The sequence below is a fragment of the Sphingobium sp. B11D3A genome (assembly GCF_025961695.1).
Classification (GTDB): domain Bacteria; phylum Pseudomonadota; class Alphaproteobacteria; order Sphingomonadales; family Sphingomonadaceae; genus Sphingobium.
On sequence record NZ_JAOQOE010000001.1, the window covers coordinates 1,353,714 to 1,379,578 of the forward strand.

Sequence of the window (25,865 nt, forward strand, 5' to 3'; positions counted from 1 at the left end):
GCGGCATCCGCGGAGGCAGTTCAAGCCATAGCTTTCATCGCTGGTTAATGGGCATCATTACCAAGGGATTGCGCTGGCGCTCACAAATCGATACGAATCGCTCCGCAGGCAAAGGGGGGGGACCCCTTCCACAGCTTCTGCTCGGTTTGAATTCATCAAGGGGTTTGCCCATGACCAAGACTATTGCCATCTCGCTTGTTCTGGCTGCTTCGCTCGGCCTCGCCGCGTGCTCCAAGTCCGAGACCAACGAAGCCGTCAACAACACCGTGAACATGTCGAACGACGTGGAAAACGCTGCCGACAACACCATGAACGCCGCGGGCAACGCGATGGACAACATGGCGAACGGTGCCAGCAACGTCGCCAACAACGCGATGTAATCCACGGCTTTGCCGTAAGAATTCGAAAAGGGCTGCCGGCGATCCGGCGGCCCTTTTTATTGCGCGCTCGCCTTAGCGGAACACCCATTGGCGGTTGAGCGTGAAGACCAGCACCGGCGTGACCACGCCCATCAAGGGGATCGGCGACCAGAGCGGCAGCATCAGCCGTTCCACGCACAGCCAGACCCAGAAGGCGTTGAGCGCCAGACTGAGCAGCGAAACGATCGCAAAGCGCACCGCCTGCGCCACCGGACGATCCCGGCTACCATGCCCCCGAAATGTGAAGCGGCCATGCAGCACATAGCCTGTAGCTACCGCCACCAGATAGCCGCAGACATTCGCGAGTTGCGGGTGGACGCCCAGCAATTGCGCCAGAACCCAGTAGACGCCAGCCTGCAGCGCCGTGACGAAGCCGCCGGTCAGCGCATAGCGCACGAGTTGTCCACCGATCATCAGCTACACGCACTTTCAGCCGACCGGCGTTTCGATTCACTCATGTGTGATTTGCCCCGTTGCGCTTTTGATGCACATGGCTAAGCCCTAGGCCGTGAACTCGGCAGCGGCAATGGTCGCGGTTCCCCATTGGGTAAGACCGCAGGCGTATCGGGACGACGAGGCCGCCCTGCCTGTTCCTGCACATATGGCTATCGGGCGCTGAACCATGCGGATTGACAGTTCTGCCACTCAAAGCGGGTGGACATCGCGCGCGAGCCGGCTGTGGCGCGCCATAGAGGGGTTCGCGCAGCGTGAATGGCGCTGGCTGATCGTCATCGCTTGGCTGATCATCGCGGCCTATTTCCTGAATCGCTCCGCGGATGCCATTCGCTTCCTCTCCCTTGGCGATACCGACGATAATATGCGGTATCTGCAGGTGAGGGACTGGCTGGCCGGGCAGAGTTGGTGGGATTTGCGGCAGCACCGCATGGCGCCGCCCGATGGCGCCAATATCCACTGGAGCCGGCTGGTCGATCTGCCCATCGCCGCCCTCATCCTCTTCTTCAGCCTGTTCACCGATCGCGCGCGCGCCGAGGAACTGGCGGTTGGCGTCGAGCCACTGCTCCCGTTGCTGCTGCTGATGCTCGCCCTTGCCTTCATCGCCCGGCGCTTATCGGATCGTGGCCAAGGCCAGGGCTGGTTCATCGCGATGCTGCTGCCGCTGGGCGCCGGCATGGGCCTCTCCATGTTCATGCCGCTGCGCATAGATCATCATGGCTGGCAGTTGGCGCTCACGGCGACCGCGCTTGCGGGCCTTGTCGATCGCAAGTGGACGCGCGGCGGTGTCGTCACCGGCGTCGCCAGCGCTCTCTCCGTGGTCATCGGCATGGAAATGCTGGTATATCTCGTCGGGGCCGGCGCGCTCATTGCCTTGCGGTGGATTTTCAAGGAAGGCGCTGCCCGCCGCGTCCGCCCCTATGCGCTTGGCCTCGGCGGTACGACGGCGCTCGGCTACGCGCTGTTCGCCAGCAACGCCAATCGCGCGCCGGTATGCGATGCCATCTCACCGGTCTGGGCCAGCGTACTCGTGCTGACGGCGGGCGTTCTTTACGGCCTCACCCTCCTGCCCCTCCGCGGCTGGCTGCAGCGCCTGGGCGCCGCGGCCCTTGGGGGAGGGGCCGTTCTCGCTTTTGCATGGCTGAGCTGGCCCAATTGCGTGACGGACCTCTACGGCATCTCGCCTGAACTCCAGAAGAGCTGGCTGGTCTACATCCGCGAGGCCAAGCCGATCTATGTGCAAGCACAATCGAGCTGGGTGCCGATGATCAGCCTGCCGGTGACGGGTCTGCTCTGTGGCCTGATCGGTTGCTGGGCCGCCCGCCGCGATTCGGAGCGGATGTGGGCCTGGGCCACGGTCACGCTGATGATCGCCTTCGCCATCGCGCTCACCTTCTGGCAAATCCGCGCCGGCCCTGCCGCGCAGCTTCTGGCCATTCCCCCGGTCGCCTGGGCCGGCTGGGCGATCATCGTCACCCTGCTCACCGGCTCGTGGCTCCGGCGATTGCTGGCCGTGCCGGCCGCGCTCGTCCTCATCTGGGCGAGCAGCGTCTATTTCCTCTATCCCATCGTTTCAAAGGCCTTTGCCCAGGCGCCCAAGCCGGAAAACCAGGCGAACACCGCGCCCTCGATTCGCAACCAGGCGTCCCCCTCGGCGAAGAACGCCTCAGCCAACAGCGCCAGCGCCGCACCGGCGTCCAATCTGTCCGCGGTCTCAAAACCCGCCACGAAGCCGCTCACCGGCACGCATCGACCGGAAGTGCGCTGCCGCACCCAGCCTGCGCTGCAACCGCTCGACCAGATCGCGCCTGCGACGATCTTCACCCTCGTCGATCTGGGGCCGCGCCTCATCGCGATTACGCACCACACGGTCATTGCCGGCCCCTATCACCGCAATCAGGAAGCCATTCTCGACGTGCACCACGCCTTCGATGGGTCGCCCGAGACATTTCGCAAGATCGCGCAGAAGCGCGGCGCGACCTATCTGCTCTACTGTCCCGGCTTCCCGGAAGGGACGATCTACCAGCGCCGCAGCCCCAAGGGCTTCTATGCACGGCTGGCGCGTGGCGAGACATTCCCCTTCCTGACGCCGGTCACCGTCAAGGCGCCGAGCGAGTTGCCCTACCGGCTCTACCGGATCACGCCGCTGGCGGCGCAGGCCTCTTCCGCAACCGCGTCACCGCCGCGCGGCGAAAAAGTCCCGCAAAAGGCGCGCTGAGCTGTCCTCGCCGATGCCGGGAAAGATCTCCGGACGGTGATGGCATTGAGGCTGCGCAAAGACCCGCGCACCATGCTCGACACCACCGCCCTTGGGATCGGCCGCGCCATAATAAAGCCGGGCGATCCGGGCATGGGCAATGGCCCCCGCGCACATGGGGCAGGGTTCGAGCGTCACCCACAGGTCGCAATCGCCAAGCCGGTCCTGCCCGAGATGTGCGCAGGCAGCGCGGATCGCGACGATCTCGGCATGCGCCGTGGGATCGCGATCGCGCCGGTTGCGATTCTCGCCCTGCCCGATCACCGCGCCATTCCGCATTATCACAGCGCCGATCGGCACTTCCCCCGCGTCCGCAGCGCGGCGCGCACAGTCCAGCGCCAGACGCATCGGCTCGGGCAGGGGAAAAGCGCTCGACATGATCGCAGCTAGTGGCTCATCCGCCCTTCCCTGTCGAGGCCAGTCCTGCTAGGCCGCGCGCAAGGACAGGGTCGTTTTGCGGGAAACCGCCTTGACGATTCGTCCCCCGCCTTGTATCGGCGCCGCTTTCCGAACGACCAAGTATCAGGATCGATTGACATGTCGCGCATCTGCGAACTGACCGGCCGGGGCCGCCAAGTGGGCCACAACGTGTCCCACGCCAATAACAAGACCAAGCGCGTGTTTCTGCCCAACCTGCAGAATGTGACGCTCATCTCCGACACGCTGGAGCGTGGCGTGAAGCTGCGGGTTTCGACCCACGGCCTGCGCTCGGTCGAGCATAACGGTGGTCTGGACAACTGGCTGCTCAAGACCTCTGACGAAAAGCTCTCGCTGCGCGTGCGTCGCCTGAAGCGTGAGATCGTCAAGAAGGTAGCCGTCAAGGCTGCCTGAACGCGCTGGCCGATCCATTCGGCCAGACACAGAGATTGAAAGGGGCGGCCTCAGCAGGCCGCCTTTTTCTGTGCCTGTAATTCAGGGTCGCAGCCCCTCCCCGATCCAGTCGGCCGGCAAGGCGAAGCGCAGCAGCAAGGTGCGCTGCAGGGCAAAGCGGTTATTGTCGGAAACGACCCACAGGATCGGCTGACCCGCCTCCCAGCCCAGCGCCAGCCCCTCGAAATTATCCGCCAACCCGGGCGGCTCCAGCCGGGCCACGACCGTACCGGAAAGCTCGGCGCCATCCTTGAATGCTGGCAATCGCACAAGGCTCAGCCGGGCCGTAAAGCCGTGTGCCAGCGTCAGCCGTCGATTGAGAACCAGCAGCCGGTCTCCGCCAAGCCACAGCGCATCCGTCGGCCGGTAACCGGCGGGCGCGTGATAGCGAAGCTGCAGCGGCGGTGGTGTCTCCCGCGCGACCGGATCGCCCTGCCACAGCAGCGCTTCGAACGCACCGGAGCGGTCCTGCGCCATTTCGGCAATGGCGAGAAACCGCCCATCGCCCAACCGCACCAGCGATTCGATGCTGCCCGTCGAGGGCCAATGTCTGATTTCCGCAGGGGCGACGCAGGCTTCGACATGGCGAAACCGGGGCGCATAGCGGCAGATTCGCTGAAGATGCTCGAACCCCACCCAGGAGCGCCCCGACACCGGGTCATGCGCGAGGCTCTCCGAATCCATCTTCCAACGCGGCCAGTCCTGCTCGACCGCCCAGCGCGGCAGGGACTGGACCTTGCCAACGCCCGGCCGCCCCGGCCGCATGTTCTCAAACAATTCCCCCGAATCGGTCAGCCCGGTCAGATTGCCGTCAGCACGCACCATCAGCGCGGAAATGCCGCCGAAGACCTCACGCGGGCTGGTCAGGGACCAGGCGCCCGTCAGGCGGAGCGGCCCGAAGGCCGTGGCGTCCGCTGCGGCCGACCTTAGCGCCAGTGGCTCGGCCTTGATGAGCAGCGGCCCATTCTCAAGACCCGGAGAAAGCGCCGGGTGGCGGCCATTCATCAGCAGAATGAAGAGGGCGAGAATGAGCAGGATGCGCCGCATGGCCTTGCTCCTAGCGCCCCCTGGGGCAGCGCGCCAGCCAAGCGACGTCAGGTCGGCAAAGCTGAACCTTGCCTAAAATGTCCATTCAGCTTTGGCTCAACGGATGGGGTCTAAACAGACATCATGACGGACAAGGCGTGGCCACCGTGCCGCAAGATGCCCGCCAAAGGATTTGAAGGAGCAAGACCATGACTGCACGCAAGTTCCTCAGCATCACGGCGGCCGCCACCATGGTCGCAACGTCCTTCGGCGTCACGGCTCCGGCCATGGCCCGTGACCATTATCGCGACTATCGCGGCGATTATGGCCGTGACTATCGCTACAACGACCGCGACTATCGTGATTACCGCGATGCCCGTTATTCTGACCGCCGCAACTATCGCTACGATAACCGCTGCCGGGACAATGGCACGGGCGGCACGATCATCGGCGCCCTTGCCGGTGGCCTGCTCGGCCATGAGGTCGCCGGTCGCCGTGGCGACAAGACCGCAGGCGTGATCATCGGCGGCGCCGTCGGCGCGATTGCCGGCCGCGCGATCGACAAGGCCGACAGCCGCTGCTGAGCAGCCTGACAGCCACGCTTCTGCCTCCCAGGCAAATGGAAAGGCCGGCCCCGCGAGGGACCGGCCTTTCTTTTCAGTCGCGTCACCTGAGCGGTGGCGCTCTTAGTGCACGAAGCGCGCGACCACGTCGCGATAGGAGCGGCTCACCTTCACCTGGCTGCCGGATTCAAGGATCAGGAAGCACTCGCCGTTGGTATGCGGCTTGACCTGACGAACCTGCGACAGGTTGACGATGGTCGAGCGATGGATGCGCTGGAAATTGCGCGGGTCCAGCCGCTTTTCGAGATCCTTCATCGTCTCACGCAGGATCAGCGAGTTATCCGCGGTGTAGATGCACATATAATCGCCGGCCGCGTCGATCCGCTCGATGGTATCGACATCGATGCGGAAGATCTGCCCGCGATCCTTGATGTTGATAAGCTTCTCATAACGGCTCGATGAGGGCGCCTCATTGTCCGCAGGCATTTCGGACACCGCGTCCGGAGCCACCTCGGCCAGCACTTCGCGCAGGCGACCGGCTTCCTCCACCTGCTTCTTCTCGTGCAGGCGGGTCCGGGCACGGTCGAGCGCATCGGCAAGGCGCTGCTCTTCCACCGGCTTCATCAGATAATCGATCGCCTTGGCCTCAAAGGCTCGCAGCGCGTGATCGGAATAAGCCGTCACGAAGATGAAGAGCGGCGGCTCGACCTCCATCACCCCCTGGACCACAGAGAAGCCGTCAAAGCCGGGCATTTGGATATCGAGGAAAACGAGATCGGGCTTGTGTGTCTTGATCGCGCGGATCGCTTCGCGACCGTTGGTGCACGTCTCCACAATCTCAACGTCGGGATGAGCCTCCAGGCGGAGCTTCAGCCCCTGAATGGCGAGGCTTTCATCGTCGACGAGAATGGTGCGTATGGTCATGCGGCTACCCTTGATGGTTCGGCGGTAATGAACGGCATCTCGATGATGACGCTGTAGCCCCCCTCGGGTGGTGAACGCGTTTCCATATTCTGGCGTTCCCCGAACGCCTGAACCAATCGGTCACGAATGTTGGCAAGGCCCACACCCGTACCCTTCGTCATGCGCTGATCGCTCCCATTCAAGCCGGGACCGGTGTCCGAAACGACGATCCGCACGTTTTCGCCGACAGGCTGCGCTGTGACCACGATATCCGCGCCCTCCTCCTGGGGGGTTACGGCATATTTAATGGCGTTCTCGACCAAAGGTTGCAGCAGCAGCGAAGGAAGTCGCGCCGATGCCACTGCTGGATGGATGTCGAAAATCGGGCGCAGACGATCCTCGAAGCGCATTTTCTCGATTTCGAGATACAGCTTGAGCGTCTCGACCTCCTGCTCCAGCGTCACCTGCGCCGTCGGCTCGTTGATGAGCGTGTAGCGCAGGAAGGCCGACAGCCGCGAGAGCATGGCATTGGCCCGCTCCGTCTGCTTGAGCAGCACCAGCGTGGAAATGCTGTTGAGCGTGTTGAACAGGAAATGCGGATTGAGCTGGTAGCGCAGCATGGCGAGCTGGGCACTGCTGGCCTGGCTCTCCAGCAACTGCAACTGGTCGGCCTGCTCTTCTACCGTGATGTAGAAATTAATCGCGTAATAAAGCGCCGACCACGCCCCCAGCAGCGTGAAATTGAGGTAAAAGGCTCCCAGGAACAGCTTGAGGCTGGAGCCATCGCCCGACTGGTTGAGCGTGGTGAACACCCAGGCATCGATAAAGGCCGATGTTCCGCCCGCAACGATCGCGATGACGATCGAGGCCGTCCAGGTAACGATGGGCGTCTGCCGTAGCAGGAAGCGATAGCCGACCGCCATCAGCAGCGTCAGCGAATAGCCGGTGATCGTCGAGATCAGCACCGGCACCAGAAAGGACATCGGCTGGCCATTGGCGATGCCGGAGACCGCGCGCAGCAGGAAGGCGCCGGTCCATCCGACCGCCTGCAAGGTCCAGAACGCCTTGTTCTTATCCTCAAAGAACGGGCGACGGCGGATGACGAGCACGGATGTCATCGGCGGGCTCAACGCGCGGCGCCCATCGCGCGCAGGGGCGCGGCTGTGCAGTCCGGCTCCTCGTCGGCCGCGGCCGGCGCCTCGATCCAGCACAGATCCTGATAGTCGAGCAGCCGGCCATCGGCTGCCTGCAAGCGCACCTCGCGGACCGGCTGCCGGTCGCGGCTGTCCGCCAGAATACGCCGTGCGGGCTGCACTGGCTCCCAGCGCTCTCCCCACTGGCGCAGCGCAATCATGACCGGCATCAAGGCTTTGCCTTTCTCGGTAAGGCCGTAAGCGACACGGCGCTTGTCATTGGCGACCGGCTCACGGGTGAGGATGCCCCTCGTAACCAGCTTACCCAACCGATTGGACAAGATGTTGCGGGCGATGCCGAGCGCACATTGGAAATCCTCGAAATAAACGATGCCGCTGAAGCAGGCGCGCAGGATCATGAACGACCACCGCTCGCCCATCGTTTCGAGCGCGGCCGGCAGGGCGCAGCCCTCAAATGCATCAAGACCCTTGCGTTCAGCCATGGCCAGCGACGCTAGCGCATTCGGCGCGCCGCGCCAAATGGCGAGTGCGCTCGACTGTGCCTTCGTCGCACGGATCGGGCGGAGCGTGGCGTTGAGGGGACAACTTCCCCCTCCCCGGCCGCTGCAGCGCGAGTTTTTTGTTGCGCTGCACGGGGTCCGCCCACCATGTTGCGCGACGATGTTGCGTCAATATGAACTGGTCGAGAGGGTCAAAGGCTATGACCCGGATGCCGATGAGGCCCTGATCAACCGCGCCTATGTGTTTTCGGTCGCCAAGCATGGCACGCAAAAACGCGCCAGTGGCGATCCCTACTTCAGTCATCCGATTGAAGTGGCAGGCATTCTGACCGATCTGTTCCTGGACGATAAGACCATCGTCACCGCCCTGCTGCACGATACGATCGAGGATACGCTCACCACCACGGCGGAGATCGAGCGCCTGTTCGGGCAGGACGTTGCCCGACTGGTCGATGGCGTGACCAAGCTCAGCAAGATCGAAGCGCAGAGCGAAAGCCAGCGGGCCGCCGAGAATCTGCGCAAGTTTCTCCTCGCCATGTCGGATGATATTCGCGTGCTGCTCGTCAAGCTGGCGGACCGGCTGCACAATATGCGCACGTTGCACTTCATCAGGAATGAGGAAAAGCGCCGCCGCATCGCCCGCGAGACGATGGATATCTACGCGCCGCTCGCCGAGCGCATCGGCATGTACGAGTTCATGCGCGAGATGCAGCTCCTTGCCTTTCAGCAGCTTGAGCCCGATGCCTATGACAGCGTCACCAAGCGTCTCGCCCTGCTCAAGGAAGGTGGCGAGAGCAAGGTTGCCCGCATCTCGACGCAGCTGCAAAATATGCTCACCTCGGCGGGCATGCACGTCACGGTCTCCGGCCGGGAAAAGCATCCCTACTCGATCTGGCGAAAGACGCAGGAGCGCCACATCAGCTTCGAGCAGCTGACGGACATCATGGCATTCCGCGTCGTCACCGACAGCACGGACGATTGCTACCGCGCCCTGGGCCTGATCCATCAGCGCTTCAAGATGGTGCCCGGGCGGTTCAAGGATTACATCTCCACGCCAAAGCGCAACGGCTATCAGTCGCTGCATACCACCGTGATCCACGAGGAGAATGCCCGCATCGAGGTGCAGATTCGCTCGGAGCGGATGCATCAGGATAGCGAGTTCGGCCTTGCCGCCCACTGGGCCTACAAGCAGTCCGGCGCGCGCCCCGACGGGCAGGCCGGCTGGCTGCGCGATCTCGTCGAAATCCTCGAGCAGAGCCATGACGCGGAGGAGTTGCTCGAGCACACCCGCATGGCGATGTATCAGGATCGGATCTTCGCCTTCACCCCCAAGGGAGAGCTGCAACAGCTGCCCAAGGGATCGACGCCCGTCGATTTTGCCTATGCCGTCCACACCACGCTCGGCAACCAGACCGTCGGCGCGAAGATCAATGGGCGCGTCATGCCGCTGCGCACGCAGCTTGAGAATGGCGACCAGGTCGAGATCCTCAAGTCCGATGCGCAGGAGCCGCAGCCCGGCTGGCTCAGCTTCGCGATCACCGGCAAGGCCCGCGCAGCGATCCGCCGGTTCATCCGCCAGAAACAGCGCACCGAGACGATCGCGCTGGGCGAGAAGCTCTACGAGGAGATCGTGCTGCGCCTGCCGGTGGAAATTGGCGACAAGGCGGAGAAAGCGGCGATCAAGCGGCTCAAGCTGGAAGACAAGGCCGCGCTGATGATCGCCATCGCAACCAACCGTATCTCGGACGAGGAGGTGATGAACGCCCTAGTGCCCGGCAGTGCGGAGGACGCACCCGGCGCGGCGCGGCGGCGCAAGAAGCAGGCGCAGGCGGTCTCGATCATCGGCCTGACGCCCGGCATCGCCTTCACCCTATCAGAATGCTGTCATCCCGTTCCGGGCGACCGCATCGTCGGCCTGCGGCGGCCGGGCGAACCGATCGAGGTGCATACCATCGATTGCCTCGTGCTGGAGACCGGTCAGGATGCCGACTGGGTGGACCTCAGCTGGGACAGCGAAGCCAAGGGTGGCACGGCGCGGCTGTCGGTCATCCTGAAGAACCAGCCTGGCGCTCTGGCGACGGTGGCCAACATCTTCGCGGTCAACAAGGCCAACATCCTCAACCTGCAACTGGTGAACCGCGAAGGCCCGTTCCACACCGATCTCATCGATCTTGAGGTGGAAGATGCGAGCCACGTCGCCCGAATTCTCTCGGCGTTGCGGGCCGTGGACGCCGTGGTGCAGGCGGATCGGATCTAGCGGCGGCGGGCGGCAGCGCCTTGCAAACGATCATCCCGCTTTTCCACGCGCGTTAATCCTTGCTGCAAAACAGTGCCAATGTCGGACAGCGCCCGGAAGGGCCAGGAAACTATCCTTAACGACCTCGCCCCTTTTTGCCGCGGGCTCTACATGCTCGGTCATCAGGAAGCCTCCGTTGGAACGAAGGCAGGCCTGCCAAAGGAAACGAGCCGAGAACGCTCAGTCGGGAAGTTCGATACATGCGTAAGATCCTCATCGCATCGCTGGTGACCTGTGCTGCTTTTGCCGTTCAGCCGGCTCAGGCTGCGCTTGTCAGCTCTGCCGCAAGCTGCTCCGCATCGGACATTGGCCTCACCGCGAGTTCGAGCTTCAGCTGCGTCGGCTTCTACAATGGTAATCTGGCCAGTCAGGCCACCACGGGAGATCAGACGTCCGCACTGGCCCTGCTCGGTCTGACGCTCCCCAACGCCTTTTCCAGCGCCGTGGAGAAGGTCTCCGGTTCGCCCTGGATCTCGACCACCACCCTCAACTTCGACACGATGATGTACGGCACGACCTATATCGGCGTGCACTTCGGCAACATTCCCAATCCGTCGGGCAAGGGTCAGCCGCTCGCCAACAACATCACCGCATTCTATAAGTTCGATGCTGGCACCGACGGCATCGACCTGCTGAATCTCCAGTTCGCCAGCGGCTCGAACGCGACCATCTACAAGACGGGCGCAGCGCCGGTCCCGGCTCCCGTGCCGGAGCCCGCCACCTGGGCACTGATGGTCGCCGGTCTCGGCCTGGCAGGCATGCTGATGCGCCGCCGCGCCGCGAAGGTTCAGTTCGCCTGATCAACCTGACCGCCAGAATTGCATAAGGACAGGGCGTCGGGTTTCCGGCGCCCTTTCTTTTACCTCAAGGCGCAGGGCGTCCGCAGCGCACCAGACCACTCCCGACCTGGCGCACGGTACAGGCAGGGCGCCCCTCCACCACCGCGCTGCCGGTTCCCACCAGCATCACTTTGGCGGTTCGCTCGGCAAAGGTCTCGGCCGTCGCGGCGCCATCCACCGCAAGATCGAGGTCCACGACCCGCAGGTCGCTCGCATCGAGCGTGCCGCTGCCGGAGAGGCCGATCTGCACCTTGCGCGCTCGCCCGGACAGGAGCGTGCTGCCCGCCCCGCCTTGCACGAGCTTGAGATCGTCGATCTCGATTCCCCTCACCTCGATGCGACCGCTGCCGACGAGATTCACATCGGCAGTCGCCTTGTTGAGGCCCTTCACGCGCAGCAGACCGGAGCCCACAAGTTGCACCCGGCGCAAGCTCGGCACTGTGAGAGCGAGGCGCGCCGTGCCCCGCGCGCCCTGCGCCCCGGCAGCGCCGGCCACGGGCGCGCGGAGGCGCACCGTCAGCGTGCGCGCAGACACCGTCAGTTGCAGAGCATCCAGCGTGGCACGATCTCCCTCGCCCCGCGCGGACGCCCCGCGCCCGGTTTCAAGGGAGACTTCCAATGGTCCCTCGACACGGATGCTATCAAAGTCGGTCACGATATAGGTGCGGTTCGCTGCATGGGCCGCTGACAGTCCGCCAGCGGCAGCCACGAGCATCAGCAGCCGGATCGTCCGGCGCGCGGCACCTGATGTCATGACGGTCATCCCCCGAAGCAGTTCATGAGCGCGAGCATAGCAGATGTGTCGCCCCAAGTCGCCAACACGAGCCCCCATCGTGACGAGGTGACTATGGACGATGCCCCTGGCGTGGACGCGCCCCAACAAAAAACGGCGCCCGTAAGGGGCGCCGTCTCTTGGTCTCTAAGGAAGAAGCCTCGATTACTCGACGCGTTCCTTGGCATATTTCGGGGCAGCCTCGTTGAGGATCTGGAGGATCTTCTTGAGAGCCGTCGCCTCGTCCACCTCTTCCATCGCCGCGAGTTCACGCGCCAGACGGCTGGAGGCGGCTTCGAAGATCTGACGCTCGGAATAGCTCTGCTCGGGCTGATCGTCCGCCCGGAACAGGTCACGGGTCACTTCCGCGATCGACACCAGATCGCCGGAATTGATCTTGGCTTCATATTCCTGCGCGCGGCGCGACCACATCGTCCGCTTCACCTTCGGCTTGCCCTTGAGGGTTTCGAGTGCCTCGCCCAGTGTCTTGTCCGAGGAGAGCTTGCGCATCCCCACGCTTTCGGCCTTGTTCGTCGGGACGCGGAGGGTCATCCGCTCCTTCTCGAAACGCAGCACATAAAGCTCGAGGTCGATCCCGGCGATCTTCTGGCTTTGCAGCTCGATCACCCGGCCGACGCCGTGCTTCGGATAGACAACATAGTCGCCGACATCAAAAGACAGCGCTTTTGCAGCCATTCTTGCGAACCTTTCTTCTATCTGTTTGTATTCTTGGCTGAGTTACGCGGCACGTTGAGAATGCAGATGTGCGAGAATGCAGATGTGCAGGTGCCAGCCACAGGCCATGCGCGAATACTCCTGAGTGACGAGGGGTGTCACTTCCCGGCGGGTTTAACAGATTCGCAACAAAATTACCAGCCTAACCGGAGGTGATCTGATATTTTGCGGCATATCGCACGCCGACACACTATGGATGGCGTGTCGCGCTGGTCTGGAGAGTTCATCTGGCCCAACCGTAGCGGGCTCGTTCCGAACCCGCCCTTAGTCCTTCGCGAGCCACTAGGTCGGCATCGCGAGGGACCGCATCCGCCCGCAATTGCAGGCGAATACAGTCAGTTGTGCGTAAGGCTCAGCCGCCTTCGCCCGGCTCAGGCGAGAAATATTTGTCGAACTTGCCGTCCTCACCCTTATGCTCTTCAGCATCCGCGGGGGGTTCGCGCTTGGTCGTGATATTCGGCCACTCGGCGGAATATTTGGTGTTCACCTCAAGCCACTGCTCGAGACCGCTCTCGGTATCGGGCAGGATCGCCTCAGCCGGGCATTCCGGCTCGCACACGCCGCAGTCGATGCACTCGTTGGGATTGATCACGAGCATGTTCTCGCCCTCGTAGAAGCAATCCACCGGGCATACTTCCACGCAGTCCATATATTTGCAGCGAATGCACGCGTCGGTCACGACATAGGTCATGGCTGGCTTTCCTAGCTTGGTTTTCGCTGATCGCGATATGCGCGCGCCGCCACAGGGTCAACAGGCAAGGGCAAGGATTGCGCGTAGCTTAACTTTATCGGGGCATCACCGTCGTATCCGGGTCGGCGCCGGGCGTGATCGCACTGTAGCAAAGCTGGGCCTCGGGGGCCGGGCCACGCCGCTCCGGCAGATGTTCCACGCGGATCACGCGAATGACATTGCCCTGCGGCAAGGTGAGCAGGTCACCCACACGCACCGGCGCGTGCGCCCGCTCGATCCGGCGGCCATTGATGCGCACGATGCCGCGCTCTGCCAGCGCCTGCGCATTGGAACGACTGGGAGACAGGCGCACAAACCAGAGGAATTTGTCGAGGCGCAGGCTCGGTCCGTGCCCGGTCGATGCACCCTCATCCCGCTGCCTCGCCAGAAAGTCAGTCCTCTCGGCCAAACAGGGCGCCAAGACCCGCCAACGCCTTGCCCGTGGCGACAATCGGCCGCTCGCGACCTCCGCCATCACGGTCCGGTCGCGGACCACGATCCGGCCGTTGGCCGCGATCGGAACGATTGTCGCGATCCGGGCGCTTGTCCCGTTCACGACGCGGGCCACCCTCGGCCGCCTTACCGCGCCGATCCGGGCGGTTGCGCGGGCCATCGCCGGCCGCTTGAGCCTGGCCATCCTGATCCTGCCGCCCCTGCTGGGCCGGACGACGATTGCCGCCGCGATTGCGCGGCCCCTCGAATTTCGGACGCGGCTTGGGCCGGCCACGGAACTGCCAGTTGGGCGCGCCTTCCGCCGCATCGGGCACCGGGCGGAAACCCGCCTGCCGCATCAGTTCCAGGAAGCTCGCTTCATTCAGGCCAATGGAGACGATCGTTGGATCATCAGCGCCATAAGGCTTACCGGCTGCAATCGCCTCATGCGCCCCGCGCGCCAGCCGTTCGGCCATATCGATGCGCAGCCAGGCCTCGCCCAGCTTGCGGAACCCGGCAATGCGCGCGCCAATCTCGTCGATCGGCACGACAGGCTTGGCGACCTTGGCAGGTGCGGGCGCCTCAGCAACTGCCGGCGTTTCGGATGCCGGAGCCTCAACCGGCGCCGGAGCCTCCGCGGATGCTTCGGTTTCGGCCTCAGCCGGCGCTGCAACGTCGCTGGATTCCACCGGCTCGCTCGGCGCACTCGCCTTGCGCTCTTCGCCGCCACCGCTCTGCAGCAGCACCGCGCCCGGCGCGGGCAGTGCCACCAGCGGCTTGCCGGATTTCAGCGAGAGCAGCACCATGCGCCATTGCGCCGCCGCCGGCTTCATCAGGCCCGGATGATACAAATCCATGACGCCGATCACCACGCCGGCCTTGCGCAAATGGGTGCGGTCTTCCTTGGCGACCTGCCCGAGCGCCTCATCCAGCGTGTTGCGCGGCACGATACCGCCGGCATCCGCCAGTTGCGCGAGCACCGCGCGCACGGTCGCCGGCAGTTCGGCGTCCGTGGAGCCGGCCTCCATCTTCAGCAGCGCCGGAATGTGGCGCTCGAATTGATTCTTGAGCCAGAGCGCGAGCCGATCGCGCACGCCCTGCTGAATTTCCGGGACGAGGCTGGAGAGCCCCGCATCCAGCGTCATTTCAGGCGCGAGCAGACGCTGCCCTGCCTTCAACGTCGCGACCGGGTGCCCGTTCCAGATGATCTGCGCATCACCGCCGGGAGGGCTGGCGAGAGTGAACGCTTTATCGTCCACCGCCAGCAATGCCTGAGCCATCTCGTTCAAATGCGCACCCAGTCTCCGTTCGGCAGCGGCCAGCAGCAGCCGCTTCTCATTCGCTCTCGCCAAGGGATCGACGATGAAGCGGAAGCCCCGCATCGTGCCGATCCTGTGACCATCGACTGTTACATTGCCTGCGCCATCGACGTCCACTGACAAAAACGCCTTGGCATCACCGCCGCGCCGAAGCAAGGCGGAGGCGCGCCGATCGACGAAACGCTGCTTCAATGCGCCGTGCAAGGCGTCGGAAAGCCGCTCTTCCAGCGCCCGCGCGCGCGCCGCCATCTCGACAGGCTGGGCCAGCCAATCGTCGCGCTGCGCGACATAAGCCCAGATTCGCACGGCACCGATCCGCCCGGCCAGCGCATCGACATCGCCCTGCACATTGTCCAGCCGGGCGAGTTGGGCTGCGAACCAGTCTTGCGGAATATGGCCGCTGCCCTGGCTCAGCCACGTCCACAGGCGGTGGACGGTGCGCGCATGATGCTCGATGCCGAGCTTCTGGAAATCCGGCACGGAACAGGCCGCCCAGAGCCGCGCGACCTGCCCCCGGCCCCGCGCCCGTGCGCGCACGTCCGGCAGGTCGGCGAGATATTGCAGCACCGCCAGGTCAATCGCTTCGGGCGCCGCGCGCAACCCCGCACGCTCCGGCCGATCCAGCAGCGCCTCGATCAGCGTGTCGATGTCGTCCATCGGCAGGTCCGCTTCCCGCCAGAAAATCTGCTCGATGGGGTCGAAGCGATGCTCCTCGATCCGCTCCACCTCCTCGGCAGAAAAGGCCGGCTCGCCATCCGCCGCGCCGACATCGCCGAATGTCCCGTCCCGCTGGTGGCGCCCGGCGCGCCCGGCAATCTGCGCCATTTCGGAGACGGTCAGGCGGCGTGTCCGCCGCCCATCGAACTTGCGGAGCGACGCGAAGGCGACGTGATCGACGTTAAGATTAAGCCCCATGCCGATGGCATCGGTGGCCACCAGATAATCGACCTCTCCGGCCTCGAACATCGCGACCTGCGCATTGCGCGTCGCGGGGCTGAGCGCGCCCATGACGATCGCCGCGCCCCCGCGATGCCGGCGCAACATTTCGGCGACGCGGTACACCTCCTCGACGGAGAAGGCGACGACAGCGCAGCGGCGCGGCAGGCGTGAGAGCTTCTGCGGGCCGCTGTAGCGCAGGGTCGAGAAGCGCGGCCGCGTCACGATTTCCGCCTTGGGCAGCAGCGTGCGCACCAACGGCGCCATGCTCGCCGAGCCGAGCAGCATTGTCTCCTCGCGCCCACGGGCATTCAGCATCCGGTCGGTGAAGATGTGGCCGCGCTCAGGGTCGGCGGCGAGCTGGATCTCATCCACCGCCACGAACGCGAAGTCTGAGAAGGCGCCGAAGCCGCCGCGAACCGGCATTGCCTCGGCAGTCGCCAGCACATAACGGGCGCCGGGCGGCGCGATTCGTTCCTCGCCGGTCAGCAGCGCGACCTGATCGGCGCCCTTGATTCGCACCACGCGCTCGTAAACCTCACGCGCCAGCAAGCGGAGCGGAAACCCCATGAGCCCGCTCGAATGGCCGCACATCCGCTCAATCGCCAGATGGGTCTTGCCCGTGTTGGTCGGTCCCAGGACCGCCTTGAGAGCTGCAGGCTCGTAGCTCGACATGATTGTCTGACACATGGAGCGCGGCGTGCCTCACGGCAAGGCTCAATCCAGACGGCACAAGAATTAGGGATGGTTCCGCAACCAGCCGACGATTGCGCACAACTCGCCGCAAGCCGCAGGTCGATATTGTGTCTTTATTTGACTTTAACCCCCTGCCTTTACAAACAAAGCGCGACGTTTGGCAGTCGCGACAGCGTGGCAGAAGCCGTCAGGGGCGCATCAATTCGTGTTTCAGAAGATCGAGCTTAGCCCCACGCAGGGCGCCGGCACCGGTACGCTTTGGCTCAACAGCCCGGCGAAGGTGCTCGCACCGCTCCGTTCTGGCGACTGGCGCGAGCGAGTGCAGGACTGGGCGCATCGTGTCGATCTCGCGCCCGATCTTGGCCAGAACATCGGCAGCCGGACCTGGTGGCGCGGTCTCATCACCTGCTTTTCGCTCTGCGGTATCATGGTCATGTCCGCGCCCGGCGTTCTGACCGTCCCCGGCGCACAACCCGCGCCGCTCTCGACCGAGCAGCTGGACCAGTATCGCTCGCAGATGATCAGCGCCTCGGCGCTCGGGGCCGATACAGGCAAGCGCATGGGGCCGACCGATCTGGTCGCGCCGCTGCGCGAGACGCCCGAGCGCCCGCAGATCGAGCTGGATGCCGCCGTCGGCACTGGCGACAGCTTTGCTCACACCCTCGCGCGCGCTGGCATCAGCAGCAATGACGCCAGCGCGGCGATGGCGCTGATCCGGCAGGCTGTCGATCCTGCCACGATCGCGCCCGGCACCCGCGTGCGCATCGTGCTCGGGCGGCGCGCCAATCGCAATGTCGCACGCCCGCTGGATCATCTGTCCCTCCGCGCGAAGCTCGAGCTGGCTCTGGAAATCACCCGGCAGGATGGCGCGCTGACGCTGCGCCGCATTCCCATCATTGTGGACAACACGCCAATGCGCATTCGCGGCCAGGTGGGTGACAGCCTCTACCGCTCTGCCCGCGCAGCCGGCGCCGATCCGTCGACGATCCAGGCCTATCTCAAGGTGCTGTCGGCGCAGGTCAATGTCGGCAACGGCCTGCGGGCTGGCGATACGTTCGATATCATCGTCGCCCATCGCCGCGCCGCGACCGGTGAAAGCGAGACCGGAGAGCTGCTGTTTGCAGGGCTGCAGCGGCAGCGCGGCAAGGACATCAATCTGCTGCGCTGGACGCAGGCCGGCCGCGCGCAGTGGTTCGAAGCATCCGGCGTCGGTGAGCGGCGCGGTGTTCTCGCCCGTCCGGTAAGCGGGCGGCAGAGTTCCGGCTATGGCATGCGCAGGCACCCGATCCTCGGCTATAGCCGGATGCACGCCGGCCTCGACTTCGCCGCCAGCACCGGCACACCCATTTATGCGGTGAGCGACGGCCGGGTGACCTATTCCGGTTGGCACGGCGGCCATGGCAAGTACGTCAAGATTGAGCATGGTGGCAGCCTTGGTTCTGGCTACGGCCATATGAGCCGCATCGCCGTCGCCGCTGGTCAGCGCGTCAAGCGCGGGCAGGTCATCGGTTATGTCGGCTCGACCGGCCTCTCCACCGGGCCGCACCTGCACTACGAACTCTATCGCAATGGCCGCACCATCAATCCGGCGAGCGTGAAGTTCACCGAGACAGCGCAACTGGCCGGCGCCGAACTGCGCGCCTTCAAGGGCCGCCTTGCCGAACTCAAGCGCCTGCGCGCCGGCCTTCCTGAGCCTGCGAAGACGGAGCCGACGGAAATGGCAGCGAGCAATGCCTCAAGCGTTGCTGCGTCCGCTCAGTCGGCAGGCGGCGGGTCCAGCCGCACGCGGTAAGAGCGATCCGCTCGGTCACGAGCGACGTCGTTCCTCTCGGATGCCACGCCTTCGGCGCGCCTGACGCGCGCCGCCCCGCTGCCGCGTCAAAATTCGCACGAAGCGACGCCGAACGATATTTCGCTTGCGCAGCATTTTTCCACTCGTTACGTTATATCATATGAAAAGCAATTTCCGTCCGCGCCTCGCGCATACCGCCGCCCTCTCCGCCCTTCTCTCCAGCGCCGCGCTGTTCGCAGCCCCTGCTCTGGCGCAGCGTCAGCCGCCGCCGGATACCGGCGAAGCGCATGGCCATGACGATCGGCCGGAAAACATCGTCGTCACCGCGATCATCCCGCGCTCGCATATCGATGTGCTTGGTGGCACATCCGTCCTCACCGGCGAGGAACTGGCCCGCGACATCCGCCCGAGCCTGGGCGAGACGCTGGCCCGGCAGCCGGGCGTTTCTTCCACGTCCTTCGGCCCCGGCGCCTCCCGCCCGATCCTGCGCGGCTTCTCGGGCGACCGCATCCGTTTGCTCACTGATGGGATCGGCAGCTTCGACGCGTCCGCCACCTCGGCGGATCATGCCGTCGCAATCAATCCGCTGCTCGCCGACCGGATCGAGGTGCTGCACGGCCCTGCGGCGTTGCTCTATGGTTCGTCCGCGGTCGGCGGCGTCGTCAACGTCATCGACACGCGCATTCCTACGCATCTGCCCGAGGGCGGCTTCGATCTGGCCGCCACCGGTACCTTCGGCAGCGCCGCCCGCGAGAAATCGCTCGCCGGCAAGACCGACATTGCACTGGGGGGTGGCTTTGTGTTCCATGCCGATGGCAGCTGGATCGAAACCGACGATCTGCGCAGCGGCGGCTATGTGCTTGGCGCCGAGCCGCGCGCCGAAGCGCTGGAAAGCGACGAAGCCGAGATCCGCGACCTCGCCGGGCTGCGCGGGCGCATCCCCAATTCCGCCATCGAAGGCTGGAGCTACACCGGCGGCCTCAACTACATCGATTCCGGCGGGTCCATCGGCTTCTCGGTCGGCCGCTCGCAATTCACCTATGGTCTGCCGATCCGCTACGTGACCCACGAGGACCATGAGGACGAAGGCGCGATCGAGGGCGAAGAAGGCGAGCACGAGCACGGCGCCGAGGAAGTCAAAATCCAGATGAAACAGACCCGTGCCGATCTGCGCGCGCAAGTGAATGTGGGCGGCGGATTGCTCGACCAGATCCGCCTGCGCGCCGGCTGGGCCGATTACGAGCACGCCGAGATGTCGCTCGACGGGCAGGACATTCACACCCGCTTCTTCACGCAAGGCCTCGAAACCCGGCTCGATCTCGTACAGGCGCGGCGCGGCGGATGGGAAGGCGCGATCGGCGGCCAGATGCTGCTGCGCAAGAGCCACATCGAAGGCGAGGAGAAGTTCCTGCCGGCTATCGACAGCGAGACCTGGGGCCTGTTCACCCTGCAGGCGCTCGATCTCGGCAAGGTGCGGCTGGAGGCCGGCGCGCGGTTCGAGCACAACCGCATCGAGGCGGCGCAGGACAGCGACCTCGGCTCGCCGGACTATCGCCGCAACTTCGACACGGTGTCGGGATCGCTCGGCGCGAGCTATGCCATCGCGACAGACTGGCGGGTCGGCGTCAACCTCTCGCGGGTCGAGCGCGCACCCACGGCAGACGAACTCTTCGCGCGCGGCAACCATGCCGGCACGCAGGCTTTTGAGCTGGGCAACCCCAACTTCGGCACCGAACGCGGCTGGGGCGTCGAGGGCACACTGCACGGGCGGGGCCAGGACTTCCACTTCACCATCTCGGGCTTCTACAACAAGTTCGATCGGTTCATTTATGATTCCATCGTCGATGACAGCGTCTGTCTGGCGGCCAGCGGCGCGACCTCGCTGGAATTCCCCTGCTTTGCCTATCTGCAATCCGGCGCGGAATATTATGGCGCGGAGATTCAGGCGGACTGGACCGCGGCGCGCTTCGGGCGCACCGAACTGCGCCTGGATGGTCTCGCCGACTTCACGCGCGCGACTCTTAACAGCGGGGAGCCCGTCCCGCGCATCCCGCCGCTGCGGCTGCTTGGCGGTGCCACGCTCGATGCGGGCGAATGGTCTGCGCGCGGCGAGATTGAGCATGCCTTCAACCAGGATCGGGTAAGCGCGCGCGAGACTGTCACGCCGGCCTACACCTTCGTCAACGCCGGGCTGACCTGGAAACCCGCCATCGCGAACCAGCAGGTTTCCTTCTCCCTGCAAGCCAACAACATCTTCGATGTCGAGGCGCGGCGCCATGCCAGCCTGCTCAAGGATTACGCCCCGCTCGCCGGGCGCGACATACGCCTCACGGTCTCCCTCGCCCTGTGAGTGCGGGGCGGGGCGCCCCTCTCCGCGCCCCGCCCTTTTTTCTCAGTCACTTGACAGCTCAGCCGCATCCGGTGTCTGGTCGCCCGCGCAATAGCCGGGGGACCATTGCCAATGAACGACCAGACCGACCGTGCATTCGGTTTTGAAGGAAGCTGGCGGGAATACGCCCCGATTGCCTTCACCAATCTGCTGCTGACCATCGTGACACTGGGCGTGTATCGCTTCTGGGCAACGACGCGGACGCGCCGTTATCTATGGAGCCGCACCCGCTTCATCGACGAGCGGCTGGAATGGACCGGCACCGGCGTTGAGCTGCTCATCGGCTTCCTCATCGTGCTGGTGCTTTTCGGCATCCCCTTTCTGTTTCTCAACTTCGGCATGCAGGCGATGGTGTTGCGCGGACAGGCACCGCTCGCCGGCGTGCTGGGCCTCGCGTCGTTCATGGTGATCTTCTATCTCGCCGGCGTCGCGCGCATGCGGATGCTGCGCTATCGCCTCAGCCGCACCTGGTGGCACGGCATTCGCGGTGGCAGCAATGATAAGGGTTGGGCCTATGGCTGGTCCTATGTCTGGCGCAACATCGTCGCGTGGATGGTGATCGGCCTGCTCATTCCCTGGTCGATGACCTCGCTGTGGAACGATCGCTGGAACGCGATGAGCTTTGGCCCCCATCCCTTCCGCGCGGCGGCAATGCCCGGACAAATCTTCCGCCGGTTCCTGCTATTCTACCTGCTGCCGTTCATCATCTTTGCCGTCATGGCCGTACTCATCTTTGCAGGTGGCGGCGCTGCGATGCTTGGCGGTTTCGATCCCGAGACGCAGGCCCAACCCGGCCTCGCCTTCGTGCTGGCGATGATCCTGATGGTGCTGCTGATCTATACGATCATCGGCTTTGTGGCGCTGGCCTATTACGCCAAATTCTTCCGCGTGGCGGTGAGCAGCCTGTCACTTTCGACGCTCGATTTCCACTTTTCGGCCCGCACCAAGGACTGGTTCAAGCTCATCCTCGGCGACATCGCGCTGGTGGTGCTGACGCTCGGCATCGGCCTCGTCTTCCTCTCCTATCGGCACTGGAAGTTCTTCATCGTCCATCTCGATGCCAGCGGCGAGATCAGCCTCTCATCTCTCACCCAGTCGAGCACGAATGCGCCGGGTCAGGGCGAGGGCCTTGCCGATGCGTTCGACATCGGCGCTATCTAGCTCCATAGCGCGCGCATGACCCAGGCCGGCCCGGACGAGACCATCTGGCATTATGATGGCACCAGCGCGACGCGCCATCATCCGGTTCTGGAATGGACAGCGCAGACGTTCACGCTCCGCTGGGGTCTGAACAAAAGCGGCCCGCACCGCTGGGGCGATCTGGTGCCGGTCGATGGCAGCGGCGGGCGCTCCATTTATGGCCTGCGCGGGCAGCATGGCTGGCGGCTCGGCTTCACCGGCGCGCCACCGCAGGACTTCGCGATCCACCTGCCCCTCCCCGCACGTTATGGCCGCTGGATCGACCGTGTCGGCCTGTGGCGGGCACTGGCGCTCTTCGCCGTGATCGCGGCGGGCGTCGTCTACGCCGTCCTCCGCGCGCCCGACTGGATCGCGCCGCATGTTCCGCTCAGCTGGGAGCAACGGCTCGGCGATGCCATGATCGGCGATTTCGGCGGTCGCCTGTGCCAGACGCCCCAAAGCCGCGCCGCGCTCGACAAGCTCCAGCGCAAGCTCGGTGAGGATGTACCAATCCGCCGCATCGGCATCGCCAATGTAAAGATGGTCAATGCGGTCGCCTTGCCCGGCGGCCACATCCTGCTGTTTGACCAGCTCATTCAGGATGCCCAGTCGCCCGATGAAGTGGCTGGCATCCTCGCCCATGAGATCGGCCATGTCCGCAACCGCGACACGATGACCGCGCTGATCCGCCAGTTTGGCCTCAGCATCGTGCTGGGCGGGTTCGGCGGTGACCTCGGCAACACCGCCAACGGCCTGCTGTCCCTGAGCTATGGTCGCGATGCCGAGCGGGCGGCGGACAGCTACTCCATCGGCGCCTTGCAAAAGGCCGACATATCGCCCCTGCCCACCGCCGCCTTCTTTAAACGCCTCGGCGGTGGTGAGGGCGGGGAGCAGATCGAGCGCGCCGCCAATCTCATGGCGTCGCACCCCATTTCGGCCGAACGGCGCAAGGCGTTCGAGGCCTCTGCGCGCAAGGGCCACCGCTATGAGGCCGCACTGACTCCGGCGGAATGGCGCGCCCTCGTGAATGCCTGCAAGGATGACAAGGACGTCGCACCTGCCAGCCGCTTCCCTTTCTGATAAGGGCAGCGTCATGACTGACGACACCACCAGCGCACCGCCCGCCTTCCTGCCCAACGCCGCAGGCCTGCGCCTCGCCTATCGCCACCGGTCCGGCACAGGGCCGACCATCGTCTTCCTCCCCGGCTACATGTCGGACATGATGGGCAGCAAGGCGCTCGCGCTGGACGACTGGGCCGCCGCCCAAGGCCGCGCCATGCTCCGTTTGGACTATGCGGGCTGCGGCGAAAGTGCAGGCCGGTTCGAGGACGGCACACTCGCCAGCTGGCGCGACGATGCCCGCGCCGTGATCGATCATTGCGTCCCCGCCGGGCCGATCATCCTCGTCGGCTCCTCCATGGGCGGCTGGCTGGCCCTGCTACTCGCCCGCGATTTGGGCGCGCGCGTCGCCGGCCTCGTCGGCATCGCCGCCGCGCCGGATTTTACCAATTGGGGCTTTGATGCTGCGCAAAAAGCGATCTTGCAGCGCGAGGGCAAGTTGGTCGAGCCTACGCCTTATGGCGACCAGCCCTATGTCACCACACGCGCCTTCTGGGAATCGGGCGAGGCGCTGCGGCTGCTCGATGGCGAAATCGCGATCGAGTGCCCCATCCGCCTGCTGCAAGGACAGGCCGATGCCGACGTCCCCTGGCAGATCGCCGTGCGGATCGCGCAGCAGGTTCGTTCAGCCGATGTGCAGACGCTGCTCGTCAAGGATGGCGATCATCGCCTCTCGCGCCCGCAGGACATCGCCCTGCTGATCGCGACTGTCGCGCGCCTCGTGGAGTCCTGACCCTGCCTATGCTCGTTGCCGCCGCGCTTTCCCTCGCCCAGCTCGCTCAGGCGAGCGTGCCCCAGCATGATCCCGAAATCGAGGCCCTGCTGCGGCGACGAGACGAGATGCGCCGCGCCGAGGCCGAGCAGAGAGAGCAGCGCCCCTGGATCGAGCAGGTTCCGGGGGAACGCGCCGGCAATGACAGCACGGAACTGGCCGCCGTCGTCCCGCCCGCCATTGCGCCCCGCCTCGCCACCTGTCTGGAGCGCGCCAACGCAAACCCCTCCGAGGGCATTGCCGATGCGGAGACCTGGGCAAAGACCGATGGCGGCGCTTATGCCGCGCAATGCCGGGGCTATGCGCTCGGCCAGGCCGGGCGCTGGAGTGATGCGGCAAAGGCTTTCGAGGATGGCGCGGCCTTCAAGGGCCTCGACGCGGTAACGCAGGCGCGATTGTGGTCGCAGGCCGGCAACGCGGCACTGATCGCGGGGGAAACGCCACGCGCACTGCGAGCGCTGGACGCGGCGCTCTCCCGGCCCCTGCCCAAGACGCTCGCGACCGGAGAAATCTATCTGGATCGCGCCCGCGCCCGCGTGGCTGCCAAGGATCTGCCCGGCGCCCGGGCCGATCTCGATCAGGCGATCGTGCTGGCCGCCGCCGATCCGCTCGCATGGCTGCTCTCGGCCACGCTGGCCCGGCGCATGGACGACCTGCCCTTGGCTCGCCTGCATATCGAGGAAGCCGCCAGCCGCGCCCGCAACGATGCCGCCATTGCGCTGGAACAGGGCATCATTCTGGCGCTCTCAGGCAATGATGCCGGCGCCCGCGCTGCCTTCAGCCGCAGCAAGGAACTGGCTGCGCGCGATAGCGATATTGCCCGGCAGGCCACCGATTATCTCGCCCAGCTGAACGGCGATCCGGCCCCCGCCGCTGCTCCGACAGGGACCGAAACCGGGCGGTGAAGCATCACGCGGCCGGCTGAGTCCGGCCGACCTCAATCGAGGTAGAAGTCCACCGTCGTCACGACCCGCACCTTCTTGAACGGCGTGTCAGCCGCGCCATAACCGCCGGACGTCTCGCCATCACGCGGCTCGATGGAGAAATAGCCCTGTGTCGCGCTCTTGATGCCACCCACGCCAGTGCCGCTATCCTTGGCGAACTGTTCTGCGGAGGAGCGCGCATCCTTGGTCGCGGCGGCGACCATCTCCGGCTTGATATCGTTGAGCCTGGTGAAGCTGTAGCTCATCGCCGAGCCTTCCTGCAGCGTGACGCCGCGCCGGACGAGATCGAACTGGTTGGCCACTGCCTTTTGCGCCCGCTCGATATCGGTCGTGCGCAACTGCATCCGCTGGGTGATCGTGATGTTAGGCACGCCATTGTTGATGAACTGATTGACCCCGGCACCGGTCGCGGTCAGCGCAGTGTCCGGGAAGCCGAGGCTCTTGAAGTAGCCGCGCAGTTCAGCCGTATTGCCCTCGATATCGGCCCGCACGCTGGCAAGGTCGGTGCCGGTCGCGGAATAGGCGATGGTCCAGGTCGCAAGATCGGCGGTCACATTCCGCTCGGCAAGGCCCCGCACCGTGACAGACCGGTCGGCCGCGTGAGCACGCCGCAGGCCATCCCCAAGCAGGTAGCCACCGGTGATCATGCCGCCCGCGAGTACCACCGCACCTGCCAAAGCGACCTTGTTCATGTCCTGCAGCCAAACCATTGTGCGCATTCCTCTCTTTTCCCGCGACCGCGAGACGCCTATTTGAGAGGTGACCAATCT

General features: G+C 64.9%; 24 protein-coding genes. 12 read left to right on the forward strand and 12 right to left on the reverse strand.

Annotated features, from left to right (window positions below):
* Nucleotides 1-170: 170 nt before the first annotated feature.
* The gene (locus M2332_RS06470) at nucleotides 171-380 is read left to right on the forward strand and encodes a circumsporozoite protein (RefSeq protein WP_181560387.1); all 210 of its coding nucleotides are present in this window, start codon (nucleotides 171-173) and stop codon (nucleotides 378-380) included.
* A 72-nt stretch (nucleotides 381-452) separates the two neighbouring features.
* On the opposite strand, the gene M2332_RS06475 is transcribed toward M2332_RS06470, so the two are convergent.
* Nucleotides 453-833, reverse strand: a complete 381-nt coding sequence (locus tag M2332_RS06475; RefSeq protein ID WP_181560388.1) for a GtrA family protein — start codon at nucleotides 831-833, stop codon at nucleotides 453-455.
* Nucleotides 834-1,041: 208 nt separating this feature from the next.
* On the opposite strand from M2332_RS06475, the gene M2332_RS06480 reads away from it, so the two are divergent.
* Nucleotides 1,042-3,090, forward strand: a complete 2,049-nt coding sequence (locus tag M2332_RS06480; RefSeq protein ID WP_264573408.1) for a hypothetical protein — start codon at nucleotides 1,042-1,044, stop codon at nucleotides 3,088-3,090.
* On the opposite strand, the gene M2332_RS06485 is transcribed toward M2332_RS06480, so the two are convergent.
* A complete protein-coding gene (locus M2332_RS06485; RefSeq protein WP_264573409.1) occupies nucleotides 3,049-3,507 on the reverse strand; it encodes a nucleoside deaminase in 459 nt (152 codons plus the stop codon). The two genes, M2332_RS06480 and M2332_RS06485, sit on opposite strands and share 42 nt — an antisense overlap.
* 159 nt (nucleotides 3,508-3,666) lie before the next feature.
* Here M2332_RS06485 and rpmB point away from each other — a divergent pair, with 159 nt between their 5' ends.
* On the forward strand, nucleotides 3,667-3,960 hold the full coding sequence (gene rpmB / locus M2332_RS06490) for a 50S ribosomal protein L28 (RefSeq protein WP_181560391.1): 294 nt from the start codon (nucleotides 3,667-3,669) through the stop codon (nucleotides 3,958-3,960).
* Between the two features lie 81 nt (nucleotides 3,961-4,041).
* Here rpmB and M2332_RS06495 read toward each other — a convergent pair whose 3' ends face one another.
* Nucleotides 4,042-5,046: an esterase-like activity of phytase family protein gene (locus M2332_RS06495; RefSeq protein ID WP_264573410.1), complete on the reverse strand. Its 1,005-nt coding sequence runs from the start codon at nucleotides 5,044-5,046 to the stop codon at nucleotides 4,042-4,044.
* 188 nt (nucleotides 5,047-5,234) lie between these two features.
* On the opposite strand from M2332_RS06495, the gene M2332_RS06500 reads away from it, so the two are divergent.
* A complete protein-coding gene (locus M2332_RS06500; protein ID WP_181560393.1) occupies nucleotides 5,235-5,609 on the forward strand; it encodes a glycine zipper 2TM domain-containing protein in 375 nt (124 codons plus the stop codon).
* A 102-nt stretch (nucleotides 5,610-5,711) separates the two neighbouring features.
* Here M2332_RS06500 and M2332_RS06505 read toward each other — a convergent pair whose 3' ends face one another.
* From M2332_RS06505 to M2332_RS06515, 3 genes are read right to left on the reverse strand one after another with little or no spacing between them, the layout of a single operon-like run.
* On the reverse strand, nucleotides 5,712-6,512 hold the full coding sequence (locus tag M2332_RS06505; protein ID WP_181560394.1) for a LytR/AlgR family response regulator transcription factor: 801 nt from the start codon (nucleotides 6,510-6,512) through the stop codon (nucleotides 5,712-5,714).
* Nucleotides 6,509-7,609, reverse strand: coding sequence for a sensor histidine kinase (locus M2332_RS06510; RefSeq protein WP_181560395.1), 1,101 nt, complete (start codon nucleotides 7,607-7,609; stop codon nucleotides 6,509-6,511). Before M2332_RS06510 ends, M2332_RS06505 begins: the two co-directional genes overlap by 4 nt.
* Before the next feature lie 8 nt (nucleotides 7,610-7,617).
* Nucleotides 7,618-8,127 (reverse strand): winged helix-turn-helix transcriptional regulator, encoded by a 510-nt coding sequence (locus M2332_RS06515; RefSeq protein ID WP_264573411.1) that lies wholly within the window; start codon nucleotides 8,125-8,127, stop codon nucleotides 7,618-7,620.
* Between the two features lie 178 nt (nucleotides 8,128-8,305).
* Here M2332_RS06515 and M2332_RS06520 point away from each other — a divergent pair, with 178 nt between their 5' ends.
* Together M2332_RS06520 and M2332_RS06525 are read left to right on the forward strand one after the other, a co-directional pair.
* Nucleotides 8,306-10,402: a RelA/SpoT family protein gene (locus M2332_RS06520; protein WP_264573412.1), complete on the forward strand. Its 2,097-nt coding sequence runs from the start codon at nucleotides 8,306-8,308 to the stop codon at nucleotides 10,400-10,402.
* 239 nt (nucleotides 10,403-10,641) lie between these two features.
* Entirely contained in the window at nucleotides 10,642-11,241 is a 600-nt protein-coding gene (locus M2332_RS06525; RefSeq protein ID WP_264573413.1) for a PEPxxWA-CTERM sorting domain-containing protein, read from the forward strand.
* Between the two features lie 64 nt (nucleotides 11,242-11,305).
* On the opposite strand, the gene M2332_RS06530 is transcribed toward M2332_RS06525, so the two are convergent.
* From M2332_RS06530 to M2332_RS06550, 5 genes are all read right to left on the reverse strand, one after another.
* A complete protein-coding gene (locus tag M2332_RS06530) occupies nucleotides 11,306-12,043 on the reverse strand; it encodes a DUF2807 domain-containing protein (protein WP_264573414.1) in 738 nt (245 codons plus the stop codon).
* Between the two features lie 174 nt (nucleotides 12,044-12,217).
* Nucleotides 12,218-12,748 carry a CarD family transcriptional regulator gene (locus M2332_RS06535; RefSeq protein WP_181560400.1) on the reverse strand — a complete coding sequence of 177 codons (531 nt, stop codon included), beginning with the start codon at nucleotides 12,746-12,748 and terminating at the stop codon, nucleotides 12,218-12,220.
* Nucleotides 12,749-13,139: 391 nt separating this feature from the next.
* Complete coding sequence (gene fdxA / locus M2332_RS06540) at nucleotides 13,140-13,478, reverse strand: ferredoxin FdxA (RefSeq protein ID WP_181560401.1); 339 nt, start codon at nucleotides 13,476-13,478, stop codon at nucleotides 13,140-13,142.
* 94 nt (nucleotides 13,479-13,572) lie between these two features.
* Nucleotides 13,573-13,926: an RNA-binding S4 domain-containing protein gene (locus M2332_RS06545; RefSeq protein WP_264573415.1), complete on the reverse strand. Its 354-nt coding sequence runs from the start codon at nucleotides 13,924-13,926 to the stop codon at nucleotides 13,573-13,575.
* Nucleotides 13,910-16,879, reverse strand: coding sequence for a helicase-related protein (locus M2332_RS06550; protein WP_413715981.1), 2,970 nt, complete (start codon nucleotides 16,877-16,879; stop codon nucleotides 13,910-13,912). The genes M2332_RS06545 and M2332_RS06550 overlap by 17 nt, the downstream gene beginning before the upstream one ends.
* 226 nt (nucleotides 16,880-17,105) lie before the next feature.
* Between M2332_RS06550 and M2332_RS06555 the strand changes: the two genes are divergently transcribed.
* The 6 genes from M2332_RS06555 to M2332_RS06580 all read left to right on the forward strand — a co-directional run bounded on the left by M2332_RS06555 (nucleotide 17,106) and on the right by M2332_RS06580 (nucleotide 25,056).
* Nucleotides 17,106-18,692, forward strand: coding sequence for a M23 family metallopeptidase (locus M2332_RS06555; protein ID WP_264573417.1), 1,587 nt, complete (start codon nucleotides 17,106-17,108; stop codon nucleotides 18,690-18,692).
* Between the two features lie 160 nt (nucleotides 18,693-18,852).
* Nucleotides 18,853-21,042 carry a TonB-dependent receptor gene (locus M2332_RS06560; RefSeq protein WP_264573418.1) on the forward strand — a complete coding sequence of 730 codons (2,190 nt, stop codon included), beginning with the start codon at nucleotides 18,853-18,855 and terminating at the stop codon, nucleotides 21,040-21,042.
* Nucleotides 21,043-21,153: 111 nt separating this feature from the next.
* Nucleotides 21,154-22,242, forward strand: coding sequence for a YjgN family protein (locus M2332_RS06565; protein ID WP_264573419.1), 1,089 nt, complete (start codon nucleotides 21,154-21,156; stop codon nucleotides 22,240-22,242).
* Nucleotides 22,243-22,257: 15 nt separating this feature from the next.
* A complete protein-coding gene (locus M2332_RS06570; protein WP_264573420.1) occupies nucleotides 22,258-23,340 on the forward strand; it encodes a M48 family metallopeptidase in 1,083 nt (360 codons plus the stop codon).
* Between the two features lie 13 nt (nucleotides 23,341-23,353).
* A complete protein-coding gene (locus M2332_RS06575; RefSeq protein ID WP_264573421.1) occupies nucleotides 23,354-24,112 on the forward strand; it encodes an alpha/beta fold hydrolase in 759 nt (252 codons plus the stop codon).
* An 8-nt stretch (nucleotides 24,113-24,120) separates the two neighbouring features.
* Nucleotides 24,121-25,056 carry a hypothetical protein gene (locus M2332_RS06580; RefSeq protein WP_264573422.1) on the forward strand — a complete coding sequence of 312 codons (936 nt, stop codon included), beginning with the start codon at nucleotides 24,121-24,123 and terminating at the stop codon, nucleotides 25,054-25,056.
* A gap of 32 nt (nucleotides 25,057-25,088) precedes the next feature.
* Here M2332_RS06580 and M2332_RS06585 read toward each other — a convergent pair whose 3' ends face one another.
* Nucleotides 25,089-25,805, reverse strand: a complete 717-nt coding sequence (locus tag M2332_RS06585) for an SIMPL domain-containing protein (protein WP_264574915.1) — start codon at nucleotides 25,803-25,805, stop codon at nucleotides 25,089-25,091.
* Between the last annotated feature and the right edge of the window lie 60 nt (nucleotides 25,806-25,865).